The sequence below is a fragment of the Marinobacter sp. EN3 genome (assembly GCF_000475315.1).
Taxonomy (GTDB): Bacteria; Pseudomonadota; Gammaproteobacteria; order Pseudomonadales; family Oleiphilaceae; genus Marinobacter; species Marinobacter nauticus.
Map to the genome: position 1 here is coordinate 161,525 of NZ_AXCC01000096.1, position 25,526 is coordinate 187,050.

The 25,526-nt window shown below is 58.0% G+C and carries 26 protein-coding genes; 19 read left to right on the forward strand and 7 right to left on the reverse strand.

The features are described from left to right. Positions 1 to 169 precede the first annotated feature (169 nt). The 9 genes from Q675_RS37305 (at position 170) to Q675_RS37345 (ending at position 8,475) form a co-directional block, all read left to right on the forward strand. Entirely contained in the window at positions 170 to 1,894 is a 1,725-nt protein-coding gene (locus Q675_RS37305; RefSeq protein ID WP_023012282.1) for a nitrite reductase, read from the forward strand. A 29-nt stretch (positions 1,895 to 1,923) separates the two neighbouring features. Beyond that, entirely contained in the window at positions 1,924 to 2,388 is a 465-nt protein-coding gene (locus Q675_RS37310; RefSeq protein ID WP_023012283.1) for an AsnC family transcriptional regulator, read from the forward strand. Then, positions 2,385 to 2,921: an Lrp/AsnC family transcriptional regulator gene (locus tag Q675_RS37315; protein WP_023012284.1), complete on the forward strand. Its 537-nt coding sequence runs from the start codon at positions 2,385 to 2,387 to the stop codon at positions 2,919 to 2,921. Before Q675_RS37310 ends, Q675_RS37315 begins: the two co-directional genes overlap by 4 nt. Next, positions 2,905 to 3,405 carry an Lrp/AsnC family transcriptional regulator gene (locus Q675_RS37320; RefSeq protein WP_023012285.1) on the forward strand — a complete coding sequence of 167 codons (501 nt, stop codon included), beginning with the start codon at positions 2,905 to 2,907 and terminating at the stop codon, positions 3,403 to 3,405. Before Q675_RS37315 ends, Q675_RS37320 begins: the two co-directional genes overlap by 17 nt. Further along, a complete protein-coding gene (locus tag Q675_RS37325) occupies positions 3,380 to 3,901 on the forward strand; it encodes an Lrp/AsnC family transcriptional regulator (protein WP_023012286.1) in 522 nt (173 codons plus the stop codon). The genes Q675_RS37320 and Q675_RS37325 overlap by 26 nt, the downstream gene beginning before the upstream one ends. A 133-nt stretch (positions 3,902 to 4,034) precedes the next feature. Then, positions 4,035 to 5,234, forward strand: a complete 1,200-nt coding sequence (gene nirJ / locus Q675_RS37330) for a heme d1 biosynthesis radical SAM protein NirJ (RefSeq protein WP_023012287.1) — start codon at positions 4,035 to 4,037, stop codon at positions 5,232 to 5,234. Between the two features lie 11 nt (positions 5,235 to 5,245). Beyond that, on the forward strand, positions 5,246 to 6,106 hold the full coding sequence (gene cobA / locus Q675_RS37335) for a uroporphyrinogen-III C-methyltransferase (RefSeq protein WP_023012288.1): 861 nt from the start codon (positions 5,246 to 5,248) through the stop codon (positions 6,104 to 6,106). A gap of 38 nt (positions 6,107 to 6,144) precedes the next feature. Next, entirely contained in the window at positions 6,145 to 7,659 is a 1,515-nt protein-coding gene (locus Q675_RS37340) for a cytochrome D1 domain-containing protein (protein WP_023012289.1), read from the forward strand. A 102-nt stretch (positions 7,660 to 7,761) separates the two neighbouring features. After that, positions 7,762 to 8,475, forward strand: coding sequence for a Crp/Fnr family transcriptional regulator (locus Q675_RS37345; protein ID WP_011786575.1), 714 nt, complete (start codon positions 7,762 to 7,764; stop codon positions 8,473 to 8,475). Between the two features lie 54 nt (positions 8,476 to 8,529). Here Q675_RS37345 and wrbA read toward each other — a convergent pair whose 3' ends face one another. Further along, the gene (wrbA, locus tag Q675_RS37350) at positions 8,530 to 9,129 is read right to left on the reverse strand and encodes an NAD(P)H:quinone oxidoreductase (RefSeq protein ID WP_011786576.1); all 600 of its coding nucleotides are present in this window, start codon (positions 9,127 to 9,129) and stop codon (positions 8,530 to 8,532) included. A gap of 208 nt (positions 9,130 to 9,337) precedes the next feature. On the opposite strand from wrbA, the gene trhA reads away from it, so the two are divergent. The 3 genes from trhA to Q675_RS37365 all read left to right on the forward strand — a co-directional run bounded on the left by trhA (position 9,338) and on the right by Q675_RS37365 (position 13,093). Further along, a complete protein-coding gene (gene trhA, locus Q675_RS37355; protein WP_011786577.1) occupies positions 9,338 to 9,997 on the forward strand; it encodes a PAQR family membrane homeostasis protein TrhA in 660 nt (219 codons plus the stop codon). Between the two features lie 95 nt (positions 9,998 to 10,092). Then, a complete protein-coding gene (locus tag Q675_RS37360) occupies positions 10,093 to 11,244 on the forward strand; it encodes an NnrS family protein (protein WP_227499618.1) in 1,152 nt (383 codons plus the stop codon). A 256-nt stretch (positions 11,245 to 11,500) separates the two neighbouring features. Beyond that, entirely contained in the window at positions 11,501 to 13,093 is a 1,593-nt protein-coding gene (locus tag Q675_RS37365; protein ID WP_011786579.1) for an antiporter, read from the forward strand. Positions 13,094 to 13,175: 82 nt separating this feature from the next. Here Q675_RS37365 and Q675_RS37370 read toward each other — a convergent pair whose 3' ends face one another. The 3 genes from Q675_RS37370 to Q675_RS37380 form a co-directional block, all read right to left on the reverse strand. Then, the gene (locus tag Q675_RS37370) at positions 13,176 to 13,802 is read right to left on the reverse strand and encodes an ankyrin repeat domain-containing protein (protein WP_011786580.1); all 627 of its coding nucleotides are present in this window, start codon (positions 13,800 to 13,802) and stop codon (positions 13,176 to 13,178) included. Between the two features lie 102 nt (positions 13,803 to 13,904). Next, on the reverse strand, positions 13,905 to 15,410 hold the full coding sequence (locus Q675_RS37375) for an MFS transporter (protein WP_011786581.1): 1,506 nt from the start codon (positions 15,408 to 15,410) through the stop codon (positions 13,905 to 13,907). A gap of 46 nt (positions 15,411 to 15,456) precedes the next feature. Next, on the reverse strand, positions 15,457 to 15,918 hold the full coding sequence (locus Q675_RS37380; RefSeq protein WP_023008615.1) for a universal stress protein: 462 nt from the start codon (positions 15,916 to 15,918) through the stop codon (positions 15,457 to 15,459). Positions 15,919 to 16,190: 272 nt separating this feature from the next. Here Q675_RS37380 and Q675_RS37385 point away from each other — a divergent pair, with 272 nt between their 5' ends. The 3 genes from Q675_RS37385 (at position 16,191) to Q675_RS37395 (ending at position 18,995) form a co-directional block, all read left to right on the forward strand. Then, positions 16,191 to 17,549 carry an MFS transporter gene (locus Q675_RS37385; RefSeq protein WP_022990813.1) on the forward strand — a complete coding sequence of 453 codons (1,359 nt, stop codon included), beginning with the start codon at positions 16,191 to 16,193 and terminating at the stop codon, positions 17,547 to 17,549. Between the two features lie 88 nt (positions 17,550 to 17,637). Beyond that, positions 17,638 to 18,096 carry an EVE domain-containing protein gene (locus Q675_RS37390; RefSeq protein ID WP_022990812.1) on the forward strand — a complete coding sequence of 153 codons (459 nt, stop codon included), beginning with the start codon at positions 17,638 to 17,640 and terminating at the stop codon, positions 18,094 to 18,096. A 77-nt stretch (positions 18,097 to 18,173) separates the two neighbouring features. Further along, positions 18,174 to 18,995, forward strand: coding sequence for an ion transporter (locus tag Q675_RS37395; RefSeq protein ID WP_022990811.1), 822 nt, complete (start codon positions 18,174 to 18,176; stop codon positions 18,993 to 18,995). 1 nt (position 18,996) lies between these two features. Here the strand turns inward: Q675_RS37395 and Q675_RS37400 are convergent, their stop codons facing one another. Then, positions 18,997 to 19,368: a SirB2 family protein gene (locus Q675_RS37400; RefSeq protein ID WP_014422505.1), complete on the reverse strand. Its 372-nt coding sequence runs from the start codon at positions 19,366 to 19,368 to the stop codon at positions 18,997 to 18,999. Positions 19,369 to 19,491: 123 nt separating this feature from the next. Between Q675_RS37400 and Q675_RS37405 the strand changes: the two genes are divergently transcribed. Further along, positions 19,492 to 20,676: an NnrS family protein gene (locus tag Q675_RS37405; protein ID WP_023012290.1), complete on the forward strand. Its 1,185-nt coding sequence runs from the start codon at positions 19,492 to 19,494 to the stop codon at positions 20,674 to 20,676. Between the two features lie 72 nt (positions 20,677 to 20,748). Here the strand turns inward: Q675_RS37405 and Q675_RS37410 are convergent, their stop codons facing one another. Next, a complete protein-coding gene (locus tag Q675_RS37410) occupies positions 20,749 to 21,264 on the reverse strand; it encodes an SRPBCC family protein (RefSeq protein ID WP_011786588.1) in 516 nt (171 codons plus the stop codon). A gap of 201 nt (positions 21,265 to 21,465) precedes the next feature. Here Q675_RS37410 and fabA point away from each other — a divergent pair, with 201 nt between their 5' ends. Further along, positions 21,466 to 21,975, forward strand: a complete 510-nt coding sequence (gene fabA / locus Q675_RS37415; protein ID WP_011786589.1) for a bifunctional 3-hydroxydecanoyl-ACP dehydratase/trans-2-decenoyl-ACP isomerase — start codon at positions 21,466 to 21,468, stop codon at positions 21,973 to 21,975. Between the two features lie 11 nt (positions 21,976 to 21,986). Beyond that, positions 21,987 to 23,198, forward strand: a complete 1,212-nt coding sequence (gene fabB / locus Q675_RS37420) for a beta-ketoacyl-ACP synthase I (protein WP_011786590.1) — start codon at positions 21,987 to 21,989, stop codon at positions 23,196 to 23,198. Here the strand turns inward: fabB and Q675_RS37425 are convergent, their stop codons facing one another. Continuing rightward, positions 23,199 to 23,555 carry a helix-turn-helix transcriptional regulator gene (locus Q675_RS37425; protein ID WP_011786591.1) on the reverse strand — a complete coding sequence of 119 codons (357 nt, stop codon included), beginning with the start codon at positions 23,553 to 23,555 and terminating at the stop codon, positions 23,199 to 23,201. It abuts the gene before it with no gap. A 188-nt stretch (positions 23,556 to 23,743) separates the two neighbouring features. Here Q675_RS37425 and yegQ point away from each other — a divergent pair, with 188 nt between their 5' ends. After that, positions 23,744 to 25,066 carry a tRNA 5-hydroxyuridine modification protein YegQ gene (gene yegQ / locus Q675_RS37430; RefSeq protein WP_011786592.1) on the forward strand — a complete coding sequence of 441 codons (1,323 nt, stop codon included), beginning with the start codon at positions 23,744 to 23,746 and terminating at the stop codon, positions 25,064 to 25,066. The last annotated feature ends 460 nt before the right edge of the window (positions 25,067 to 25,526 follow it).

The window sequence follows — 25,526 nt, forward strand, 5'->3', positions numbered from 1 at the left end:
TTGATATTGATTAAATTTTTGGCAGGTATCCAGTGATCTTTAGGCATACGCCATCTACCACCTGCGAGGTACTCTCTTGAAAACCAGCATCTTTCTGACATTAATCAAGGTTCATAAGCCATAACAAGAGAAACCTAGGAGTACTCTTGAACCCCAAGGAGAGAACCTGATGAGAGTAACCAAACTGATGATCAAGCCGCTGGCAATGGCCGTGGCCATTACGTCGTTGGGCGTAATGAACGCACAGGCAGCCCCGAAAGACCCTGACAAGTCCACCATGGCCTATGAAGGCACCCCCAGTGCAGTAGATGCGGAATCTGCCAAAATTGTTCGCTCCCCCGGTGCGCCGGATCTGACCGATGCAGAATTCGAGAAAGCGAAGCAGATCTACTTCCAGCGCTGCGCCGGCTGTCACGGCGTACTGCGTAAAGGCGCCACTGGTAAACCGCTGACTCCGGACATCACCCAGGAGCGCGGTATCGACTACCTCAAGGCGTTTATCAGTTACGGCTCCCCGGCCGGTATGCCGAACTGGCTGACCTCCGGTGACTTCGATGAAGAAACCGTGGAACTGATGGCCAAGTACATCATGCACGAGCCTCCCATGCCTCCCGAATTCAGCCTGGCTGATATGAAGGACACCTGGGAAGTGATCGTTCCGCCGGAAGACCGGCCGACCAAGCAAATGAACGACCTGGACCTGGAAAACCTGTTCAGTGTCACCCTGCGTGATGCCGGCCAGATCGCCCTGATCGACGGTGATTCCAAGGAGGTCGTGAAGATCATCGATACCGGCTACGCGGTACACATCTCCCGGATGTCTGCCTCCGGCCGCTACGTGATGGTTATCGGTCGTGACGCCCTGATCAACATGATCGACCTGTGGATGGAAGAGCCTAAAACCGTCGCCAAGATCAAGGTCGGTATGGAAGCACGCTCTGTCGAAACCTCCAAGTACAAGGGCTGGGAAGACAAGCTCGCCATTGCCGGCACCTACTGGCCACCACAGTTCGTGATCATGGACGGCGACACCCTGGAGCCCAAGAAGATTGTGAGCACCCGGGGCATGACCGTAGGCGACCAGGAATACCATCCTGAGCCACGGGTAGCTGCCATTGTCGCGTCCCACGCCCATCCGGAATTCATCGTCAACGTGAAGGAAACCGGCAAAATCATGCTGGTGAACTACGAAGACATGGAGAACATGAACATCACCTCCATTGATGCAGCAAAATTCCTGCACGATGGCGGCTGGGATGCCAGCATGCGTTACTTCCTGACAGCGGCCAACAACTCCAACAAGATTGCGGTTGTGGATGCTCAGGATCGTAACCTGGAGGCGATTGTTGATGTTGGCAAAATTCCGCACCCCGGTCGTGGCGCCAACTTCGTTGACCCCGAGCATGGTCCTGTCTGGGCGACTTCTCACCTGGGTGATCAGACCATCCAGATGATCGGTACCGACCCGGAAGGCCACCCGGACAAAGCCTGGAAGGTGGTTCGCACCGTGGACGGCCAGGGTGGTGGCTCACTGTTCGTGAAGACCCATCCGGAGTCTACCAACCTTTACGTTGACACGGCCCTGAACCCAGCGGAAGCCGTCAGCCAGAGCGTCGCCGTCTTCGACATCAACAATTTTGATGCCGGCTATGAGGTGCTGCCAATTGCCGACTGGGCTGATCTGGGCGAGGGTCCCAAGCGCGTGGTGCAGCCGGAATACAACAAGGCGGGCGATGAAGTGTGGTTCTCTGTCTGGAATGCCCAGGACAAGAAATCCGCCATCGTTGTGGTTGACGACAAGACACGCAAGCTGAAGAAGGTGATCAAGGGTGACTATCTGGTTACCCCGACCGGTAAGTTCAACACTTACAACACCCAGCACGACGTGTACTGATCCCGGCCCCGGCCCGGAGGAGCAACCTGATGAGACTGGATGCGGCAGACAGACAACTGATCGACAGTTACCAGCGTAACCTGCCGGTCTGCGAACGCCCCTACGAGGAAATGGCCCGGGCACTGGGCCTGACCGAGGAAGAGGTTATCCAGAGATTGTCTGCCCTGCAGGAACAGCAGGTGCTCAGCCGGGTCGGCCCGGTGTTTGAACACAGTCAGGCGGGCGCCAGCCTGCTGGCTGCCGTGGCCGCGCCAGAAGAACAAATGGATCTGGTGGCGGCCCGGATCAACCGTGCCCCGGGCGTGAATCATAACTACGCCCGGGAGCACACCTACAACCTCTGGTTCGTGATGACCGCTCCGGATGAAGACACTCTGGAGGAACGGCTGGACGAGCTGGAACACCAGTTGAAGCTGCCGATGCTGAGACTGCCAATGGTCGAGGGTTACCATATCGACCTGGGCTTTGACATCGACTGGGAGGCATTACCATGAACCTGCCAGCCACCGGCCCGAACTACAGCTATCTGTTTGACACCGAATCCATGAGTGCCTGGGGCCTGCTGAGGTTGCGCGAGCAACTGGAAAACGGCCTGCCCCTGACACCTCGCCCCTATCAGACCCTGGCCGAACGCACCGGGCTGTCCGAACAACAGGTTATGAACGCGGTCAGTCAGTGGCAACAGCAGGGGCTGATCAAACGCCTGGGGCTGGTGGTCAAGCACCGCACCCTGGGCTATCGCGCCAACGCTATGGTGGTCTGGAACGTGCCGGACGACCGGGTTTCAACACTGGGCGAGGCCATGGCAGCCGCAGCCTGTGTCACCCTCTGTTATCAGCGCCCAAGACGCCTGCCAGACTGGCCCTACAACCTGTTCTGCATGATCCATGGTGTCAGTCGCGAACGGGTTCTGAATCAGCTTGCAGGCCTGATTGAGCAACATGAGCTGAGCGATGTGGACCATGCCATCCTGTTCAGCAATAAAGCCTACCTGCAGCGCGGAGGCCGTTATGTCAGCAATTGCTGAGCGCTCAAAGTCATCGGACGACAAGCCGACGCTACCCGAATTCACGCCCCTGGAACGCGCCATCATCAATCGCCTGCAGTACGGCCTGCCGCTCACGCCAGCACCCTACAAAGACGTGGCCGATGAACTGGGCGTATCAGAAGTCACGCTGTTGCAGCACCTGAAGGCCTTGCTGGACAACGGCACGCTGACCCGCTTTGGGCCCATGTTCCATGCCGGGGAAATGGGCGGCGGCCTGACGCTCGCAGCCATGCGGATTCCGGAAGCGGATTTCAGCAGGGTGACCGAGCAGGTGAACAGCTTTCCCGAGGTGGCCCACAACTACCGCCGCGAGCATGAACTGAACATGTGGTTTGTTCTGGCCACAGAAACCCCGGAAGGCATTATCGAAACCATCCAGCGCATTGAGTCTCTCACTGGCTACCCGGTTTACAACATGCCCAAGGAGCAGGAGTTCCATGTCCACCTTCACTTCGAAGTCTGACTCTGTGCTGAGTGCGCGGGACCGCGAACTCATTATCGCCACTCAGTCCGGACTGCCCCTGGTTTCCGACCCCTGGGCCGAATTGGGCAAACAACTGGATATGCCCGCCGATGAAGTGCTGACACGTTTTCAGAGGATGCAGGCTACCGGTGTTATCCGCCGGGTAGCGGCGGTACCCGACCATTACCGTCTGGGGTTTCGCTTCAACGGCATGACCGTTTGGGATGTAAGCGACGATGCGATTGCCGAACTGGGCGAGAAAATCGGCTGCCTGCCCTTTGTCAGCCACTGCTACCGGCGCCCCCGGCACTTGCCCTACTGGAGCTACAACCTGTTTGCCATGGTTCACGGGGTCAGCCGGGACGAGGTGGAGCACAAGGCAGCACAGATCCGCGAGGTACTCGGCGATGCCTGCACCGGACACACCATCCTGTACAGCTCCGCAATCCTGAAAAAAACCGGATTACGATTGAAAAAACAAACAGATAAGCAGTAGCACGTACCCCCTGAAGTACTCCATCAAAGGTATGGATACCCAGCGCCCGCAGGGGGATAGTTAGAAGGGCAGAGAGCCGGTAAAGGCCCGCCCGGAGAGGCAAGAAAGCCACTCCCGATGAGAGAGAAAAACTATGTTTCGCATGACCCGCTACATCAAAAGCCTGATGAATCCGGCACCGGTACGCCCGGTCCCCAAACCCAGCGGCCCGGTGGTGATCTGGAACCTGATTCGCCGTTGCAACCTCACCTGCAAACACTGCTATTCGATTTCAGCGGACATCGACTTCAAAGGCGAACTCACCACCCAGGAAGTCTACAAGGTAATGGACGACCTCAAAGCCTTCGGCGTGCCGGTACTCATCCTCTCCGGCGGCGAACCGCTGATGCGCCCGGACATCTTTGATATTTCCCATCGGGCCAAAGCCATGGGCTTCTATGTGGGCCTGTCCACCAATGGCACCCTGATTACCGAAGACAACATCGGCAAAATCGCCGACGTGGGCTACGACTACGTGGGCATCAGTATCGACGGCCTGGAAGCCACCCACGACGAATTCCGCCGGAAAAAAGGCGCCTTCAAAGAGTCCATGCACGCCGTAGCCCTGTGCAAGCAAGCCGGCATCAAGGTGGGCCTGCGCTTCACCCTGACCCAGGATAACTACCCGGAACTGCCGGCCATGCTGGAGATGCTGGACGAGCACCAGATCGACAAGTTCTACCTGTCGCACCTGAATTACTCCGGCCGCGGTGGTCGCAACAAGAAGCGGGATGCCTGGTACGACATGACCCGCGACGCCATGAACCTGCTGTTCAACCACTGCCACGACGAACTCAGGCGCGGTATCGAGCGGGAGTACGTCACGGGTAACAACGACGCCGACGGCCCCTTCCTGATCGAGTGGGCCAAGGAACACTACCCGGACCAGGTAGATGCCCTCACCCAGCGGCTGACCAACTGGGGCGGCAACTCCTCTGGAGTGAATATCTCCAATATCGACAACCTCGGCGTGGTGCACCCGGACACCTTCTGGTGGGATCACAACCTGGGCAACGTGCGGGAAACCCCGTTCTCAAAGATCTGGTCGGAAACCACCGACCCGCTGATGCAGGGCTTCCGCCAGCATCCGCGCCCGGTGAAAGGGCGCTGCGCGGACTGCAAGTATCTGAACATCTGTAACGGCAACACCCGGGTACGGGCTTACAACGTGTCTGGCGACTTCTGGGAGGAAGATCCGGGCTGCTATCTCACCAACGAGGAAATCGGAGTGGTTGATACCACGCCCCGACGGGTCGCCGCTCCGGTGATCGAAATCCCGGTTCACAATCTTTAAGGAACGACGCCATGACCACAAACCCGCGAAAGAAATGCCTGGTGGAGTTCCAGCTTGCGGAGCAACCGTTACGCCCGGGCGAAGTTGCCATCGTCGGCGCCGGTCCGGGCGACCCCGGGTTACTCACGCTGCGCGCTCTGATGCTGATTCAACAGGCCGATGCCATCGTTTATGACCGTCTGGTTTCCCCGCAGATCATGGAACTGGTGAACCCCCGTGCCGAACGGATTCATGTGGGCAAGGCCAGCGGATGCCACTACCTGCCCCAGGAAGAAACCAACGAACTGCTGGTACAACTGGCCATGAAACAGCGGCGGGTAGTGCGCCTGAAAGGAGGCGACCCGTACATTTTCGGCCGCGGTGGTGAAGAAGCCGAGTTTCTGGTGGATAACGACATCGATTTCCAGGTGGTACCCGGCATTACCTCTGCGGCGGGTTGTGCCTCATACTGCGGCATTCCACTGACCCACCGTGACTATTCCCAGAGCGTGACGTTCGTCACCGGTCACCGCAAGGCCGACCAGACTCTGGAACTGAACTGGCCGGTACTGGCCGCGCCGGGACAAACCCGGGTGTTCTACATGGGCCTGCACAATGCACCGACCATTGTGCGTGAACTGACGGCCCATGGCCTGTCTGAAAACTGCCCGGTGGCTCTGGTGGAACGCGGCACCACGCCACTGCAACACATGACGGTCACCACCCTGAAAGATCTGGTAGACACCATTGATCGGGAAGACTTCCAGCCACCCACCCTGATTATTGTGGGCGAGGTGGTGCAACTGGCGGACAAGCTGGCCCGCCCGGCCCAGGCAGGATGGAACAGCGCCCTGACCGAGCCTGCCGTCACAGCCGGCCAACGGCCCGCCTGAACGCAAAACGCTATCTGACCAACCGGGAGCTGTAGCTGGTGAACCTGAACCAAGCCCGAGCAAACCTGAAGAAAATCCTGCTGATTGCCGGTGCCCTGATAACAGGCCCGGCCCTGGCCGAACAGGCTAACAACCACAGCACAGAGACTCTCTACCTGCAGCAATGCGCAGCCTGCCACGGCCCGGACAGGCTGGGCGGCATGGGCCCTGCGCTGCTGCCGGAGAACCTCGGCCGGCTGAAAAAAGCCGAGGCCGAGCAGGTCATCCGGGAGGGACGACCGGCCACTCAGATGGCTGGCTATAAAACCATCCTCAACGACCAGCAGATCGCGGCGCTGACCGACTTCATCTATCAGCCCCCGAGCCATGAGCTGAAATGGGGCGAGGCGGAAATCCGCAGCAGCCGGGAAGTCAGCCACCCCCAGGGCTCACTGCCGGATGAGCCAGTGTTTGAGGCGGACCTGATGAATCTGTTCCTGGTGGTGGAGATTGGTGATCACCATGTCACCTTGCTCGATGGCGACAAGATGGAGCCCATTCACCGGTTTCCCAGCCGCTTTGCCCTGCACGGCGGGCCGAAGTACAGCCCGGACGGTCGTTATGTGTACTTCGGCTCCCGGGATGGCTGGATTACCAAATACGATATCTACAACCTGAAAGTGATGGCCGAAGTTCGCGCCGGCATCAACATGCGCAACATCGCAGTTTCCGCTGACGGCAACTATGTGCTGGCAGCAAACTACCTGCCCCACTCCATGGTGTTGTTCGACGCCGCCAATCTGGAGATGCTGGATTTTATCCCCGTTGAAAACGATGCCGGCGACAGCTCTCGAGTAAGCGCCGTCTACGCCGCACCACCCAGAAGCAGCTTTATCGCTGCACTGAAAGACATTCCCGAAGCCTGGGAAATCACCGTAGAAAACCGCGAGGCAAAGGTGCGCTGGATGACCACCGACACCCTGCTGGACGACTTCTTCTTCGACCCGGGCTACCAGCACCTGATCGGCGCCGCCCGCGACGGCAAGCACGGCGTGGTGATTGACCTGGACACCGGCAATACCACCGCCGAACTGCCCCTGCCCGGCATGCCTCACCTGGGTTCCGGCATCACCTGGGAATACGAAGGCCGCCGGGTGATGGCCACCCCGCACTTCCGGGCCGGCGCCATCTCCATTATCGACATGGACACCTGGGAAGTGATCAAGACTCTGAAAACCGAAGGTCCCGGGTTCTTCATGCGCAGTCACGAAAATTCCCGTTACGCCTGGGCAGATGTGTTCTTCGGCCCCAACGCTGACAAGGTGCACATTATCGACAAGCAGACCCTGGAGATCGTCAAAACTCTTCAGCCGGAGCCGGGAAAAGTGGCCGCGCACGTGGAATTCGACCGCCATGGTGAGAAACTGCTGCTGAGCATCTGGGATAACGAAGGCGCCATCATCGTCTATGACGCAGACACCCTGGAAGAGGAAAAACGCATTCCGATGAACAAGCCGTCCGGCAAGTACAACGTCTGGAACAAGATCAACTACGAGGAAGGCACCAGCCACTGACCCTTATCGACTGAGTAACATAGGCTTAATGGTTTAAGTCATTTCGAATGTAGCTTTCATGGTAGGATAATTGACCTAAGCTAATGCAGCCGGGGTCAAGATATGAACAGCAGTTTCAGGCCGCCCGTGGCCTCCGCACCATGCCTGCTGGGTAGCGACAGTGATGATCTGATTCATTACAGTGTCGCACCTGCCGAAGTGGCACTCCTGAATGGCCTGAGCCACGCCTTCGGTATCTGCCTGAATGAAAACCAGGACAACCCGGAGGCCCGGTTTCTCAGCCACCTTGCCAGCCTGTTTCAGCAACAACGGGTAGACCCGGAAACTCCGCTGGAGAAACACGACCGTCCCTGGGGAAATGTCTATCTGGTTCAGTACGGCATCCTCCGATTGTTCCGGGAATCCCCGGCCGGCAAGGTCGCCGTCCATCATTTCTTTTCAGAGGGTGACCTGATCTGGCCGGTCTTTGGTCGCAGCCGCACGGTTCGCAATACCTTATGCCTGACCAGTGTTCTGCCTGCCACCCTGTGGGTAGCTGATTTTGCGGCGTTCCGTTCGGCCATTCAAAGCTACGGCGATGGCCAGTGGCACAAGTTTGCCCTGGTACTGACAGAGGAAATCGCAGAACTGACCAGCATGCGGGAATACCGCAAACACACCATGTCGGCCCGGGAACGCTATCAGTTGCTGCTGGATGAGTATCCGGAGCTGATCAAGCGGGTGCCAGACAACCAGCTTGCCTCCTGGCTGGGTGTAGTGCCAGCCACTTTCTCCCGCCTGAAAACCGCCTTTGCCAATCAGAATAAAACCCCATAAAAAAGCGGCGGAACTTCGTCCGCCGCCAAAACCTGAGTTAGCTCCCTGGTGCAATTATCCGTGCAGCTTGATCGCCAGCTCAGCCACGTGCTTGCCCTGGAAACGGGCAATGGCCAGCTCTTTTTCGCTTGGCTGCCGGCTGCCGTCACCGCCCGCAATGGTCGAGGCGCCATAGGGCGTACCGCCATTCACTTCTGAAATATCGAAAAACTCCGGTATGCCGTAACCCAGCGGCACCAACACCATGCCGTGATGAGCAAGAGTGGTCCAGAACGAGGTAATCGTCTGTTCCTGACCACCGCCGGTGCCGGTAGAAGTGAAGACACTGCCGACCTTGCCATGCAGCTTGCCCTCAGCCCAGAGGCCGCCGGTCTGATCCAGGAATGTACGCATCTGGCCCGCCATGTTGCCGAAGCGGGTCGGGGTACCAAAGATAATAGCGTCGTAGTCCGCCAGTTCTTTCGGGTCTGCCACCGGGGCGCCCTGATCGGCCTTGCCACCGGCATTCAGAAAGGCTTCATCGGCCATGGTCTCCGGAACACGCTTAACAACGACATCGGCCCCGTCAACACCGCGAGCGCCTTCGGCCACGGTATTGGCCATGGTCTCAATGTGACCGTACATGGAGTAATAAAGAACAAGAACTTTCGCCATCGCAACAATCTCCTGTGTGTGCGTTCAATAATTCAAAGCCTAACGGCTCTGACCGCAAGACAAAAACGGAAGATTTCCGGCAGGTCTTTCAGTTTTTCTGAACGAAGTCACAGAATGTTCATGGGCCACGATTTGCGTACACTTGTACGCTGAAATACCCTATACTTTCGTTGAATCGCAATTTCCCCATAAGGCAATTATCCAAACCATGACGCACAGCCAGCCAGATTCCGTTCATCACAGGATAGAAGAGTGGATTAACAGCGCCACCCACGGTATTGGAGCCCTGCTGAGTGTGGTAGGGGCGGTCGCCCTGATCGCAGGCGCCAGCCAACTGGGGGATGTCTGGAAGATTGTCAGTTTCAGCATATTCGGTGCCTCACTGATTCTGTTGTACATGGCGTCCGCGCTCTACCACGGCGCCCGCCATCCGCGCCTGAAAACGGCCTTCAAGACTCTCGATCACTGCGCCATTTTCCTGCTGATTGCCGGTACCTACACACCCTTTCTGCTGGTCAACATGCGCGGCACCACCGGCTGGACCCTGTTTGCCGTCATCTGGTCCCTGGCCCTGACCGGCGTGGTATTCAAGGTGATTTTCAAAAACCGTTTCAAGCTGGCACGGGTAGGCATCTACATCGCGATGGGCTGGCTGATCACCTTCGCGTCATCCGACCTGGTGGCCAACCTCAGTGAGACGGCTCTGCAACTGACCATCGCTGGCGGCATTGTCTATACCGCCGGTGTAGCCTTTTACCTGGCCGATCGCATCCCTTACATGCACGCGGTGTGGCACCTGTTCGTCATTGGCGGTAGTGCCTGCCATTTCAGCGCTATCTATTACGGGGTTCTTCCTCATTCCGTCTGAATGCGTGGCCGTCACGCACCGTTCGCAAAGCATTGACCACAACCCATCCAACGTTGACACTCCGACTCAGTCGACTCATTACTCCGGATGACATTGTGGCACGCTCAACACAACCCAATATGCACAGCTTTTGGCTGTTTTTCCCGGCGGCCTCACTCTGGGCCGCTACGGTGGTTCCATTGTCCATCTACGCAGCGCTATCCGGCTATGGGTGGCCCCCGGGGCTGATTGGTGCTGGCCATGGCCATGAGCTGATTTTTGGTTTCGCACTGGCATTGATCGCCGGTTACACACTCGGGCCGCAACCCCGGCGCGCCCTCGTTCTGCTCTTTGGGCTCTGGTTAGCGGCCCGGCTTGCCTGGCTGCTGGCACCCGAAACACTCTTCGCACAGTCACTCAGCCCGGCTTTTGCACTGCTGCTGGCATGGTATGTGGTGCCACGGTTTCAGGCGGCCAAGAAATGGCGCAACAAAATTGCCGGCCCGCTGATTCTCGTGCTCTGCCTGATGGCTTTGATCTACTTTCTGACAGAAACCGGCCTGCCGTTGCCGGACACCCGCCGACTGCTACAAACCACCATCCTGGGCCTGCTATTACTGATGACTTTTATGGGCGGAAGGATTATTGCGCCGGCCGTGGCCGGCACGCTGGAAAAGCGGGGCATCCCCCTGGAAGCTCGGGTACAACCCCACATAGAAGGAGCGCTGCTGGTCGTCCTGCCAATCGCCATGGCATTGATGCTGTTCAGTGCCACGGAACAACTGGCCGGCGCTCTTCTTCTCGCCGCCAGCGCACTTGTCGTTACCCGGATTGTCCGCTGGAAGCTCTGGCACTGCAGTAACCGGCCCGACCTGCTGGTGCTGGCCCTTGGCTATCTGTGGCTGGCCATCGGCTCGGCGTTCGCAGGCACTCACCTGCTGACCGAACGGCCGGTTCTTCCCGCGCTGCACCTGATTGTTGTCGGAGCGCTGGGGACACTCTCGGGGAGCGTGATGCTTCGACTGGCCTGGCAGCGGGCACGCCGGACATTTCCGCCAGCATGGCAGGTTACCGCCATCGCGATACTGGTGGCAGCCGCCACCATAAGCCGCTACCTGGCGGGGGCCATGCCCTACTCCCAACCTGAACTTCTATGGCTCTCTTCCGGCTGCTGGGCTCTGACCTTTGCAGGCGTCGCCGGTCAGGTCATGGCCCTATATCCGCTTGCGCAAAAACCCGGCACGGCCCGCCATAGCCACCGGAAATGATTGGCTACCTCTACTGCGCCAACTCGAAAAGCAGCTACTACCTACGGCATACCACCAACATAACTTTATGTTTTAAAAGGTTTTTAAAAGCGACCAAGCCTTTCAGAAAAAGAGCCGAATTGCGAGATCACCTTACCGACAACCTTCCTTGATATTTATCAGGATTGAAATACCCGCCTCGTTTGCAAAATGACTCCAACGCCGTGACAGCCACTGATTCCGGTGGCTCCGGGTCAAAGAAACGAGGAGCTTAACCATGGCAAAAACCAACGCCGACATTGAACACTGGGATGTCGAAAGTGAGGAGTTCTGGGAGCGGGAGGGCAAGAAAGTCGCCTCCCGCAACCTGTGGATTTCCATCCCCAGCCTGCTGATGGGATTCGCCATCTGGCTGATGTGGGGAATGATCACCACCCAGATGAAAAACCTGGGGTTTTCTTTCACCGTTGAACAGCTGTTCACACTTACGGCCATTGCCGGCCTGTCCGGTGCAACCCTGCGAATTCCGGCCTCGTTCATGATCAAGATTGCCGGCGGTCGCAATACCGTTTTTCTGACCACCGCATTGCTGATGATCCCGGCGTTCGGCACCGGTGTCGCCCTGATGAATCCAGACACACCGTTCATCGTGTTCCAGGCGCTGGCGCTGCTGTCCGGTATTGGCGGCGGTAACTTTGCCTGCTCCATGAGCAACATAAGCGCGTTTTATCCCAAGAGTAAACAGGGTTACGGGCTGGGCATGAACGCCGGCCTGGGCAACTTCGGCGTGACCACCATGCAGATTCTGATCCCTCTGGTGATGACCGTCGGAGTGTTCGGCGCCCTTGCCGGCGACCCCATGCAGCTGCAAAGCCCAAGTGGCACTCTGATTGGGCGCATTGAGGCCGGCACCGACACCTGGATCCAGAATGCAGGCTTCATCTGGTTGGTGTTTCTGATTCCGCTGGCCTTCGCGGGCTGGTTCGGCATGAACAACCTCAAGGTGGTGACTCCCAATCCTGGCAGCCCGATATCTGCCTTCGGTAAGATTCTTGGTCTCTATGGCGTTGGCCTGCTGACCTCTATTGCCGGCGTCTGGGCCCTGTCAGTCATGAATATGTGGCTGGCCCTGCCCATCACCATCGTGCTGACCGTGGCGCTGCTCAGACTGATCCCAGGTGACATCAAGCCCAACATAAAGAACCAGTTTGCCATCTTCAGCAACAAGCACACCTGGTCCATGACCGTGCTTTACATCCTGACTTTCGGTTCTTTCATCGGCTTTTCTGCCGCCCTGCCGCTGTCCATCAGCGTCATCTTCGGCAACATGATGGAAGTCGGAGCGGATGGCGCCATGACCCGTGTAGTCAACCCGGATGCACCCAGCGCTCTGACCTGGGCCTGGATGGGACCATTCGTCGGCGCTCTGATTCGTCCGGTCGGAGGCTGGATTTCCGACAAGATGGGCGGTTCCATCGTTACCCAGATCATCTCGGTGGTGATGGTTGTCGCTTCGGTCGCCACCGGCTACGTGATGATGCTGGCCTACAACTCAACTGATCCGAACAGCTACTTTGCCCTGTTCCTGATCCTGTTCATTGTGATGTTCGCCGCCAGCGGAATTGGCAATGGCTCCACCTTCCGCAGCATTGGTTTCATCTTCAACCAGCAGCAGAAGGGCCCGGTACTTGGCTGGACCTCAGCAATCGCCGCCTACGGCGCGTTCATCGCTCCTCGGGTGATGGGCCAGGAAATCCAGGCCGGCACGCCAGAAGTGGCCATGTACGGGTTCGCAGTGTTCTATGCGGTGTGTCTGGTGGTTAACTGGTGGTTCTACCTGCGCAAGAACGCCTACATCAAGAATCCGTAACAGCAAGAATCCAAGCGTTAGACCTCTGCTTGCCGGCCCCGCAAGGGCCGGCTTTTTTATGGCGGCAGGGAACGACCAATGATCAGCGTTTCTCCGCGGCTTCGGGCTCACAACCCAGAGCAGTGAGCACCTGCTGCATGGGCTCCCCCTCCCCGGCACTTGCCTCCAGCGCCAGATCCCTGGCGCTCTTGCCCGATTTATTAACCAGCTCCGGATCTGCCCCGGCAGAGAGCAGCAACCGAACCAGTTCCGGATTGCGGTTGCGCACAGCCATCATCAGCGCAGTCTGCCCGTTTTCGTATTCCCGGATGTCAGGATCGGCACCTCTGGTCAGTAGCAGGCGTGCAGCCTCCGGACGGCTGGCAATCACCGCCCCCATCAGAGCCGTATAGCCGGTTTTTTCCGTATGGTTTATATCCGCGCCATGATCCAGCAAGAAGGCAAGAATATCCGTATGACCACGGGAGGCAGCCCTCATCATGGCCGTCCACTTGCAGTCGTCCCCTGCGTCAACCCGGGCCCCACGCTCGACCAGCTCGGCAACCCGGTCAGTCTCGCCCTCTTCCGCCGCCACAATCAGGGGAGTTCTACCCCTGCTGTCACGGGCTTCCAGATCCTCGCCTTCGCCCAGGAGCTGCCAGAATCCGAGTAACAGGGCCAGCGCCAACATCGCCCCCATCAGCCCGGACCAGCGTTCCCAGAACCCCATGACCTCTCTCCTGTTGCGACCACTTTCCTCCGAGCATACAAAAAACCCGCCGGGATTGCTCCGCGGCGGGTTGTCACAGCTCCCGTTGTAAAGGGAACGTTTTTACCGTGCTGTCTGGCCCGCCAACCGTTGGCGCTCCTCTTCTTCGATCTGCAGATCGACAGAAGACACGTGGTATTCCTCAGAGAAGCCGCTCTCGGGTTCCTTCAGCCACATAATGCACAGTATCCAGCTAACAAAGGCTCCAGCGGCGATGATGAAGAAGAACTGGGTCGGGGTAACGAAGGTGAAGATGGTCAGGTAGACCACCGCACCGACGTTGCCATAAGCCCCTGCCATACCGGATATCTGACCGGTTAACCGGCGCTTGATAGACGGGATGATGCCAAAGGTGGCGCCTTCTGCCCCCTGTACGAAGAAGGATGTGAACACAGTGATTGCCACAGCCACGATCAGCGGCCAGTTGGAATCCAGCAGGCCCATCAGTCCGAAGCCTACGGCAATACCGAACATGTAGCTGAGCATCACGAAGCGGCGGTTCCCCATGCGGTCAGATACCAGGCCGCCCATCGGACGCGCCATCAAGTTCACGAAGGCGAAAGAGGCCGCAATCAGCCCCGCTGCCGTTGCGCTCAGGCTCCAGGTCTCTTCGAAAAACATCGGCAGCATGGAGACCACGGCGAGTTCCGCGCCAAAGTTAGCGAAGTAGGTGCTGTTCAGGGCAGCCACACTGTTGAACGGGTATTTGTCGTCCTCAGGCACGCCTTTCTTCAGGATGGGTACGTTTACCCGCAGTATCTGAACAATCTGATAGCAGACAATGGCGAAGATCACCGCGTAACAGATAGCAGCCCCGGTGGCAGACAGGTACCCCATGTTCTGGATACGCCACACCAGAATAGCCAATACCCCGACCAAAGGAATGGTCCACAGGATCAGCTTGACCATATCACCCCAGGTGCTGACTTCCAGTGCCACGGCCTTACGGGGTTTACGATGCACGGTACCAGCAGGGCCGTCGGTAATCGCGAACCAGTAGTAGACGCCGTATGCCGCCATCACGATGGCGCTCTGGGCGATGGCCCAACGCCAGCCGTCTTCACCGCCGTACATGGTAATGGCAATGGTTGGCAGTGACATGGCCGCCGCCGCAGAACCAAAGTTGCCCCAGCCCGCATAAAAGCCCTCTGCAAAGCCTATGTCCTTCGGCTTGAACCACATGGCCGTCATATGGATACCAACCACAAAGCTGGCACCGATGGAGCTCAGCACCAGGCGACTGACCAGCAACTGAGACATGGTGTTACCGAAAGCAAACACCAGTGCCGGTATGGCCATCACCACCATCAGCACCGAAAATACCCGCCGCGGTCCGAAGCGGTCCAGCGCCATACCCACGATGATGCGGGCAGGAATCGTCAGCGCCACGTTACAGATGGCAAATAGGCGCAGGTCGTCCTTGGTCAACCAGTCCACGCTTTTGAGCATGCTGGACGCCAGTGGCGCCATGTTGAACCAGACATAGAATGTAATAAAGAAGGCAATCCAGGTCAGGTGTAGTGCCCTGATTTCAGGATTGCGGACGCGGAATACGTCAGCGACTTTCATTTCAGCCTCCCGGGGCTAAGACAATGGAAACAGGTAATCCCGGCCATCAACGGCTGGGCAGAATCAGAAGTGGGCACTGGATCCGGCGAGCCAGGAAGGAGCTGACGCTGCCAAACGTCATGTAATCCAGTTCGTCCACGAAATAGGTCAGTGATCGGGCAATGAAGCCGCCATCGGGCTCATGACTGTGGCGTGCGATGACCAGCATGTCTGGCCGTACCTTTTTCTCGGCCGCAAACAACAGGCTCTTGCGGGCGTCGCCTTCAAGCATCAGGCTTTCAGCACTCACCTGCTCGCTTTCGCACACTTCCAGCGCATCTTTCAGATGCTGTTTCAGCTCGCTCACTTCTTCCTGAAACAGGTCTTCATTACCAGAGGTGATGTCGCGTGGGTTTTCTGCCACCGCAACCAGCGTGATTTTTGGCTCCAGCCGCCGAAACATGGTGATGGTCTGGGCCAGCGCCAGTTTCGCGTTTCGGGAACCGTCGTAGGCAATCATGATGTTCATGGGGTTCTCCCGGTATCACACCCCCCAAGACGGAGGCATTCGAGTTGATATCAGTCAGCATTACCCCATAGCACCCAGCTGCCATAATTGATCTTGATCAAGCCTGAACTCGCGTACCCCACCAGAGAAAGCCCCGGAATATCACCTTTCCCGGGATAGTGACCATTGACCTACCCCCTTTGCACCCAGCAGGAGGTACCTCTAATGCGTCGGCCCAGAAATCCGGCTTTTTGGTATGGTTTCAGAGGAGAGTTATCTGGCCAGGAGAGACCATGACGAGCACGCCCGCAAAAGCTCAGCAATATCGGGCGCTGGGCCTTTCGACCTTCGCCTTCACCCTGTGTTTTGCCGTCTGGACCATCTTTTCCATCATCGGCATTCGCATCAGTGAAGAGTTGGCGCTGTCCGATACCCAACTGGGCTTGCTGATGGCCACGCCGATTCTTACCGGCTCCATCAGCCGTTTATTCCTGGGCATCTGGACCGACCGTTATGGCGGGCGCTGGGTGTTCGGCATCCTGATGCTGACCACCGCGGCCTGTGTTTACCTGCTGACCTTTGCTACGACCTACGCCATGATGCTGGTCGGGGCCCTCGGAGTGGGCCTGGCGGGCGGCGCTTTCATAGTCGGGGTGGCCTATACCGCAGCCTGGTTTGAACCGGCTAAACAGGGCACCGCACTGGGGATTTTCGGCGCCGGCAATGTCGGTTCTGCCGTGACCAACTTCGGCGCCCCGTTTCTGTTGGTGGCCTTCGGCTGGGAGAAAACCGCGCAGATATACGCAACGGTGCTGGCCATTATGGGCATCGCCTTCCTGCTACTGGCAAAAACCGACCCGCTGGCCGAACAACGCCGAAACGCCGAACAGAAATCGTTTGCCGAACAGATGGCGCCGCTCCGGGACCTTCGGGTGTGGCGCTTTGCCCTGTACTATTTTTTTGTGTTCGGCGCCTTTGTTGCCCTGGCTCTCTGGCTTCCCCATTACCTGATCGGCGTTTATGGTCTGGACATCAAGGCCGCCGGCATGATCGCCGCGCTCTATACCATCCCCGCTTCCCTGTTCCGCATCCTCGGGGGCTGGCTGTCGGACCGCTACGGCGCCAGACGCGTGATGTACTGGACGTTTATTGCCTCGGCAGTCTGTACCTTCCTGCTCAGTTATCCACCAACCCGCTATGTGGTGCATGGCATCGAAGGGGATATCCATTTCACCCTGGCCATGAGCCTGCCCATGTTCGTGGTGCTCACCTTTATACTCGGTTTTTTCATGTCGCTCGGTAAGGCGGCCGTCTACAAACACATTCCGGTGTACTACCCGATGCATGTGGGTGCGGTCGGCGGCGTGGTAGGAATGATCGGGGGCATCGGTGGTTTCGTTCTGCCGCTTACCTTCGGCGTGCTGAACGACATAACCGGCATCTGGCAAAGCTGCTTCATGCTGATGTTCGCCATTGTGGCGGCAGCCCTGGCCTGGATGCACTACGCCATCCGCAAGGCGGAACGGGTGGAATGGGCGGCCCAGACCGAGCAGACCGATCTGCCGGAACTGGCCTCCCCACAGTTGTTCTATCCCATGAACCGTCGTCCGGCAGCAGATGCCGCCATGCGGAACTCCGACCAACACGGGTAAATGCCCCGGACACCGTTTCGTGCTTTATGCCCCGCCTTCGGGGCTTTTTTGTATACTGGCCCAACAATGATCGAGTGGAGTCCCGCTGGTGGCAAAATGGCTGGTTAAAACCGAACCCTCTGAATGCGGCATTGATGATTTTGCCCGTCAGCCTGAGGGTGTTATTCCCTGGGATGGTGTGCGCAATTACCAGGCCCGCAACTTCCTGGCGCAGATGCGGGAGGGAGATCTCGTCTTTATCTATCACTCCAGCTGCAAGCGCATAGGCATTGCCGGTATTGTTCGCGTAGTGAAATCCGCCTACCCGGACCCAAGCCAGTTCAACCCGGAGTCTCCCTACTACGACCCGAAAAGCACTGCAGAAAAACCTCGCTGGCAAGCGGTCGACCTGCAGTTTGAACGGAAATTGCCGGCGTTGATCCCACTGGACTCACTCAAAGCCATGCCGGAGCTCAGTGAACTGGCTCTGGTACGCAGAGGCAGCCGACTCTCGGTCATGCCGGTCAGCGATGCCGAGTGGCAGCAAATCCTCCACCTGGTCGATTAAACTCAGATCACAGGCCTACCACCACCGGCTCCGTAGCTTTAGAATTGCCGCGTTTCAATTCTCCCGGAGCCGTCGAGATGTCCATGGACATGAATCCCGCCAGCAGCTTTGCCCAGCTCAAGCGCATTGAATCGAGCAAGGTGTTCCAGACTGTTGTTATCGCCATCATCATTCTGTCTGCCCTGACCATCGGCGCCAAAACCTATGATCTGCCACCATTGGTGGAACAGAGCCTGTCGGTGATGGACAACGCCATCACCCTGTTCTTTCTGGTGGAAATCCTGTTCCGGTTCGCCGCCTGCCCACTCAAACGCCGCTTTCTCATGGATGGCTGGAACCTGTTCGACACCATCGTGGTGATCGGCAGCCTGATCCCTCTGGACAATTCCGAGGCGGTATTGCTGGGCCGGTTACTGCGCGTATTCCGGGTGCTTCGACTGGTATCAGTGGTGCCCGAGCTGCGCTTTCTGATCAACTCGTTACTGAAAGCTATTCCGCGCATGGGCTACATTGCCCTGCTGATGTTCATCATCTTCTACATCTACGCTGCCATGGGCTCCATGTTCTTCGCCACCGTTGACGAAACACTCTGGGGCGATGTCGCCATCGCCATGCTCACACTGTTCCGGGTTGCAACCTTTGAGGACTGGACCGACGTGATGTATGCCACCATGGAAGACTATCCCATGAGCTGGTTGTACTACCTGACCTTTATCTTCCTGACGGCCTTTGTGTTCCTGAACATGATGATCGGGGCGATACTGGAGGTAATGAGCGAGGAGCAGAACGCCAAACAGGCCCAGAAGGCCCACGATGAGCGGGATGAGATTGCCCGTCAGCTCCGGGCTGTACAGGAACAGCTGCAGGAACTGACGAAGCAGGTCAGCGAGAAACGCTGATTCAGAATGGCTTGGCCATGGCCAGATGGAAAATAGCCGTCACCTGCACCAGGGCAAGTACCGCCGCCACAATGCGTGCGGGCTTGCCCACAGTGGTTTTCAGCGCAAACACCCCGGCAATGATGTAACCGAACAACAACACGATCTTGGTGATCAGCCAACCGGGCATGGCAGAGGCATAACCGGCCACAAACACCAGCGCAATGGCCGCGACCAGAAGGATGGTGTCATTGATGTGGGGAATGAACCGTAGCGGCGTCTGGCGCCAGCCTGGTCGCCCGACCGCATCAAGCAGTAGCCGCAGGGCAAACAGCGTGATGGTTAGGTAGGCGGTGGTCATGTGCAGGTGCTTCAGGATCATGTACGACGTCATGGAAGTTCCTTTGTTAACAAACGGGTTGCGGCCATTGTACGCAAACTACCCCCAAGCAGGTATGGTTAATACAGGCGCGAAGATTTAACATATACCCAGAATACATGTATATGGGAGACATCTATGCAGGCCATACCGACTTCCCCTGAACGGGCGTCTGCCAGCCTCAGCCAACTCTTTTCCTATCCTTTCCGGATTTTTTTCCTGTCCATGACGGTACTGGCCATTGTTGCCATCCCGGTATGGGTCCTGGAAGTCACCGGCGTGGTTCAACTGCCACTGGCCCTGCCCGCCCTGTTCTGGCACCAGCATGAAATGCTGTTCGGATTTTTGTCTGCCGCCATCGCAGGCTTTCTGCTCACCGCCGTGTGCGTCTGGACCCAGACCAACCGAACCCACGGTGCACTGCTTGCAGGTCTCTGGGGCGTCTGGCTGGCCGGTCGCCTGTTGCTGGCCTTTGGCGGCAACCTGCCGGACTGGCTGGTACAGGGGGTAAATCTGGCGTTCCTGCCCCTGGTGATGATCGATGCCGGCTGGCGAGTGTGGAAAGCCCGCCAGAAGCGGCAGCTGATGATTCTGCTTGTCCTCGGGCTGCTCTGGCTGATGCAGATCGGCTTTGTTACCTGCCTGAATATGGCGTTCAGCTACGGAGCACTGATCATGGCCATGGCGCTGATCAGCATCATCGGAGGCCGGATTACCCCTGCGTTCTCAGCCGGATGGCTTCGCCAGCGTGGCGGCAATGCCGAGGCAGTCAGGATGATTCCGGCACTGGATATGGCGGCACTGTTCTCCATGATCCTGCTGATGGCATCCCTGGTGACGGGCTGGCAAACCGTCACCGCCGTCATTGCGGTGGTTGCTGCATCGTTGATGCTGGTGCGCCTGTATAACTGGAAAGGCTGGCTGGTGCGCAAAGATCCCTTGCTCTGGATTCTGCACCTGTCCATTCTCTGGGTGCCGGTTGCACTGATTCTGCTGGCAGGCTCTTTGGTGGCCGGATGGCCAACCAATGCCTGGAGCCATGCCGCCGGTACCGGCGCCATCGGCTGCCTGATTCTGGGCGTGATTGCTCGCGTGTCACTGGGCCACACCGGCCGCCCGCTGGTGCTGCCAAAGGGCATGGTTCTCGCGTTTGTAGCCATACAACTGGCTGCGGTTGTTCGAGTGTTGACTGCCTTGAACCTGATTCCCTGGCACCCCGGCATTGGCACCAGCACCCTGCTGTGGCTGCTGGCCTATGGCCTGTTCCTGGTGCGTTACACCGGCATTCTGGCCAGCCCCCGGCCAGACGGGCGCGAAGGCTGATCCAGTGCCAGATACGAAAAGGCCGGCTCGGGGCGTAACCGAGCCGGCCTTTCTGTTTTCGGCGGCAGGACTTCAGGCCGCCATTTTCTCTTTCAGCAGCTTTTCAAAATGGGATCGGGCCGCACGGAACCGGGCTGCCGGAAAGTGAATGCTGATGCCCTCCAGTGCTGCCATCAGCATTTCCAGATGGGCATCCCAACCGGCGCAGGCAATAGGCACCACCTCATCGTCCGGCAACGACAGCGTCAGGCAAAGCCGGGTACAGACTCCTTCCCGCAGTATTTCCCAGGTCAGCGGCCGCTCAGGGGCATCTCCGGAACTCCAGGAGTAGGACAACAGCCGGTGAGGCCGGCAGGCGGTAATGGTACAGTCGATGGGCATGCCACTGTTGCCAAAATCCAGCTGAACCCGGCCACCTTCACGAGCCTCCAGAGACCCGGCAGCCAACCAGTTGGCCAAATGCACCGAATCGGTCAGCATATTCCAGACAGCCTCTGGAGGATGATCCAGCAACCGTTCCAGGTGTACCAATACCCGGCCCGTCTCGAACCGGATTTGTCCATCGATGAATTCCTCATCTGCAGACATAGGCCCTCCCAAATATGGCGAACTTCACAGATTCGACGAAAGTATCAAACCGGACAAAAATTAGCCTTGATGACCATCAACCGGCTCTGGCTGCGGGTCCGGGGAACTTCTGGGCGGCAATCATCCACTAAAGGTCAATAGCCGTTCACAGAACAGGCGCTAAAGTAGAAGAAATCATTTTGCAACAGAGACACAGGCAACATGTATCCTGATCACTTTGACAAAGAAGACCTGATCCGCTGCGGCCACGGCCAGCTGTTCCCGGGCGCCATGCGCCTACCCATCGACGAAATGCTGATGGTCGACCGTATTACCCACATCGGAGCCGATGACGGCGAATATGGCAAAGGCAGCCTGGTGGCCGAACTGGATATCAACCCGGATCTCTGGTTTTTCAAAGTGCATTTTGAGGGCGACCCGGTAATGCCCGGCTGCCTCGGCCTGGATGCCATGTGGCAGCTGGTCGGCTTCTTCCTGGCCTGGAGTGGCGGTGAAGGCAAGGGGCGTGCTCTGGGGGCCGGAGAGGTGAAGTTTTTCGGACAGGTTTTGCCGGAGAACAAAAAGGTCACCTACTATCTGGATATCAAGCGGTTGATTCGCCGCAAACTGACCATGGCCATCGCGGATGCCCGTATGGAAGTGGACGGGCGGGAAATCTACACCGCCAAAGACCTTCGGGTCGGCCTGTTCACATCGACTGATGACTTTTAGGAGTTAGCACAATGCGTCGCGTTGTAGTTACCGGCATGGGGATTGTCTCCAGCCTTGGAACCAACCAGAAAGAAGTGGCCCAGTCGCTTCGCGAATCCCGCTCCGGCATTGCCTTCAGCGAAGAAGCCCGGGATAACGGCCTGCGCAGCCACGTTGCAGGCAAGATCGACCTGAACCTGTCAGAACTGATCGACCGCAAGATCTGGCGCTTTATGAGCCCGGCCGCCGGCTACTGCTACCTGGCCGCCAAAGAGGCCATTGAGCAGGCTGGCCTGACCGACGAACAGCTGCGTGCAAACACCACCGGCGCCGTATTTGGTACTGGTGGTGCTTCCACCGTCGAACTGCTGGATGCCATCGACACTCACCGCGACAAAGGCCTTCGCCGGGTGGGCCCGTACCGGGTACCCCGCACCATGGGTAGCGCCATCAACGCCTCCATCACCACCGCCTTTGGTATCACCGGTATCAACTACGGCATCACCTCTGCCTGCGCCACCAGCGCCCACTGCATCGGCCACGCGGCTGACCAGATCGCCCTGGGCCGCCAGGACGTGATGCTGGCCGGTGGCGGCGAAGACATCCACTGGACCCTGAGCCTGATGTTCGATGCCATGGGGGCGCTGTCCACCAAGTACAACGACACGCCGGAACAGGCCTCGCGCACCTACGATGCAGACCGTGACGGTTTCGTGATTTCCGGTGGCGGCGGCACGCTGATACTGGAATCCCTGGAACACGCCGAAGCCCGCGGTGCCACCATCCTGGCCGAACTGGTCGGCTTTGGCGCCACCTCCGACGGTGCCGACATGGTGGCTCCCAGCGGTGAAGGTGCCATTCGCTGCATGAAACAGGCCATGGCCAACATCGACGGCGAAATCAGCTACATCAACACCCACGGCACCAGCACGCCGGCAGGTGATGTAACCGAGCTGAAAGCGCTCAAGGAAACCTTCGGCGACAAGATCCCGCCGCTGAGTTCCACCAAACCCCTGTGTGGCCACGCACTGGGTGCGGCGGGCGTACACGAGGCCATCTACAGCCTGATCATGCAGCGGGAGAACTTTATTGCCCCGTCAGCCAACATCCAGACCCTGGACGAAGGCGCCGAAGGCTACCCGATTGTGCGTGAACGCATGGACAACCAGAATCTGAACCTGGTAATGAGCAACAGCTTCGGCTTTGGCGGCACCAACGCCACCCTGATCTTCAAGAAGGTCTGATCAGGACAGCCGAAGCGAGCGATATTCAGCCGGCGGCGTCCCCATCCAGCGCTTGAATGCCCGGCTGAATGCGCTTAATTCCGAAAATCCGAGCTGCTCGGCAATTTCCACCAGCGGCTTGGATTTATCTTTCATATAGGTGATCGCCTGCTCCCGACGAACCTGCTCCAGCAGAGCCGCAAACGTCAGCCCCTCCTGGCGCAACTTCTTGTGCAACGTATACCGGCTCATATTCAACTGCCCGGCCACCGCCTCGACACCGACTTTCCCTCGCTCCAACTGAATCCGGATCAGCTTGCTGACCCGCATACTCAGCGAACGCTTTGAATTTTCAGGCCTTAATGGCTCTGATGCCATGCTGGTTCCTCCTGCCTATCGTCCTGGCCCAAACTGCCAACTCCATCAGCGTACACATGTTAGCCGAAATCAATCAATACGACCTTTGAGCAAGATCAATGGCGCATCGGATTATTTGCGGCACAATGCTCGCTTTCAGAATGCCCTACCTGCATCCATCCGCTTTTCAGTTAATACCCGGAGATACCATGACCACCCCGGAACTGCTTGCTCCCGCCGGCACCCCCGAACATCTAGAAACCGCCTTCGCCTATGGCGCAGATGCCGTCTATGCCGGCCAGCCGAGATATTCGCTGAGAGTAAGGAACAACAGTTTCAAAGACGTTGCAGCCCTGGGCGCCGGCATTGAACGAGCGCACGAACTGGGCAAACAGTTCTACCTGGTCTCCAACATTGCACCCCACAACAACAAGGTGCGCAGCTACCTGAGAGACCTGGCACCAGTCATAGAACAGAAACCCGACGCCCTGATCATGTCTGACCCCGGCCTGATCATGCTGGTAAGGGAGAAGTGGCCGGATCAACCCATCCACCTGTCGGTGCAGGCCAACGCTGTCAACTGGGCCACCGTGGAATTCTGGCGCCGCCAGGGCATCAGCCGCGTGATCCTGTCCCGGGAACTGGGCCTGGAAGAAATCCGCGAAATCCGCGAAAAGGTTCCGGCGATGGAACTGGAAGTGTTTGTACACGGCGCCCTGTGCATGGCCTACTCCGGCCGCTGCCTGCTGTCCGGCTACATGAACCACCGCGACGCCAACCAGGGCGCTTGCACCAACGCCTGCCGCTGGAACTATAAAGAAGTCCAGCACAGCCATGACCAGACTGGCGACCTGATCGCCACCTCTGCAGATGCGGTAGAAACCTGCGAGCCCAAAGAAATCCTGCTGGAAGAACCCAACCGCCCCGGCGGCTTCATCCCGGCCTACGAAGACGAACACGGCACCTACATCATGAATTCTAAAGACCTGCGCGCCGTCCAGCACGTGGAGGAACTGGTCAAAATGGGCGTTCACTCCCTGAAAATCGAAGGCCGCACCAAAAGCACCTACTACGTAGCCCGCACCACTCAGGTGTACCGAAAAGCCATCGACGACGCCCTCGCCGGCAAACCCTTCGACATGCACATGATGGACGAACTCGAAGCCCTCTCGAACCGCGGCTACACCGAAGGCTTCCTGCGCCGGCACGTGCCCCAGGAATACCAGACCTACGAACAGGGCTCCTCATATCTCGGCACCCAGCAAGTGGTAGGCACCATTGCCGATGCGGATGACCGATGGCTCACCATCGACGTAAAAAACAAATTCGCCCCCGGCGACCAGTTGGAACTCATCACCCCGGCCGGCAACCTGCGATTCTCTGCCAACACCATGGAAAATCGCCACGGCGAGGCCATGGAGTGCGCACCAGGCAGTGGCCACATCGTAAAAATTCCTAAACCAGCGAACTTGCCGGATAAACTGGACTTCACCTATCTGACCAAGATTTTTGCCGAAAACACAATAGATTAAATCTTCCCAAGCACCACCCTGAGCCCTCACCGGCCAGCGCAATGCATGCGGAGTCGGTCGGGTGGGTCCTCCCAAAACCTTGCGAAGCCATGGATGGCGGAGCAGAGCGTACAGGGAAGTATTCACAGCGTGTTTTGGGAGGACCCACCCGATCGACGCCCTACACCATAGCTCCCAGGCTAGGAGCGCCATTCTCCAGCCTCAAGGCAAACCAAAGTCATAGTCGCCCCCTTAGTGCCCCAAAGGCCGATTAAGGTATAATCCCTACACAACCGATTTAATACCTGACTATTTTACTCTGGTATTGTATAATCGCTCGCCAGAAGCAACGGGAAACCGGCTAACAGCCCCTCCCGTCATCCAAAAACCGATTGCAGGGCGTACTCACGGAGAAAGCGACCACTGCGACATCAGCAAACCGAATACACCCATCCGCCAGCCCAAGGGCTGCCGATGACAC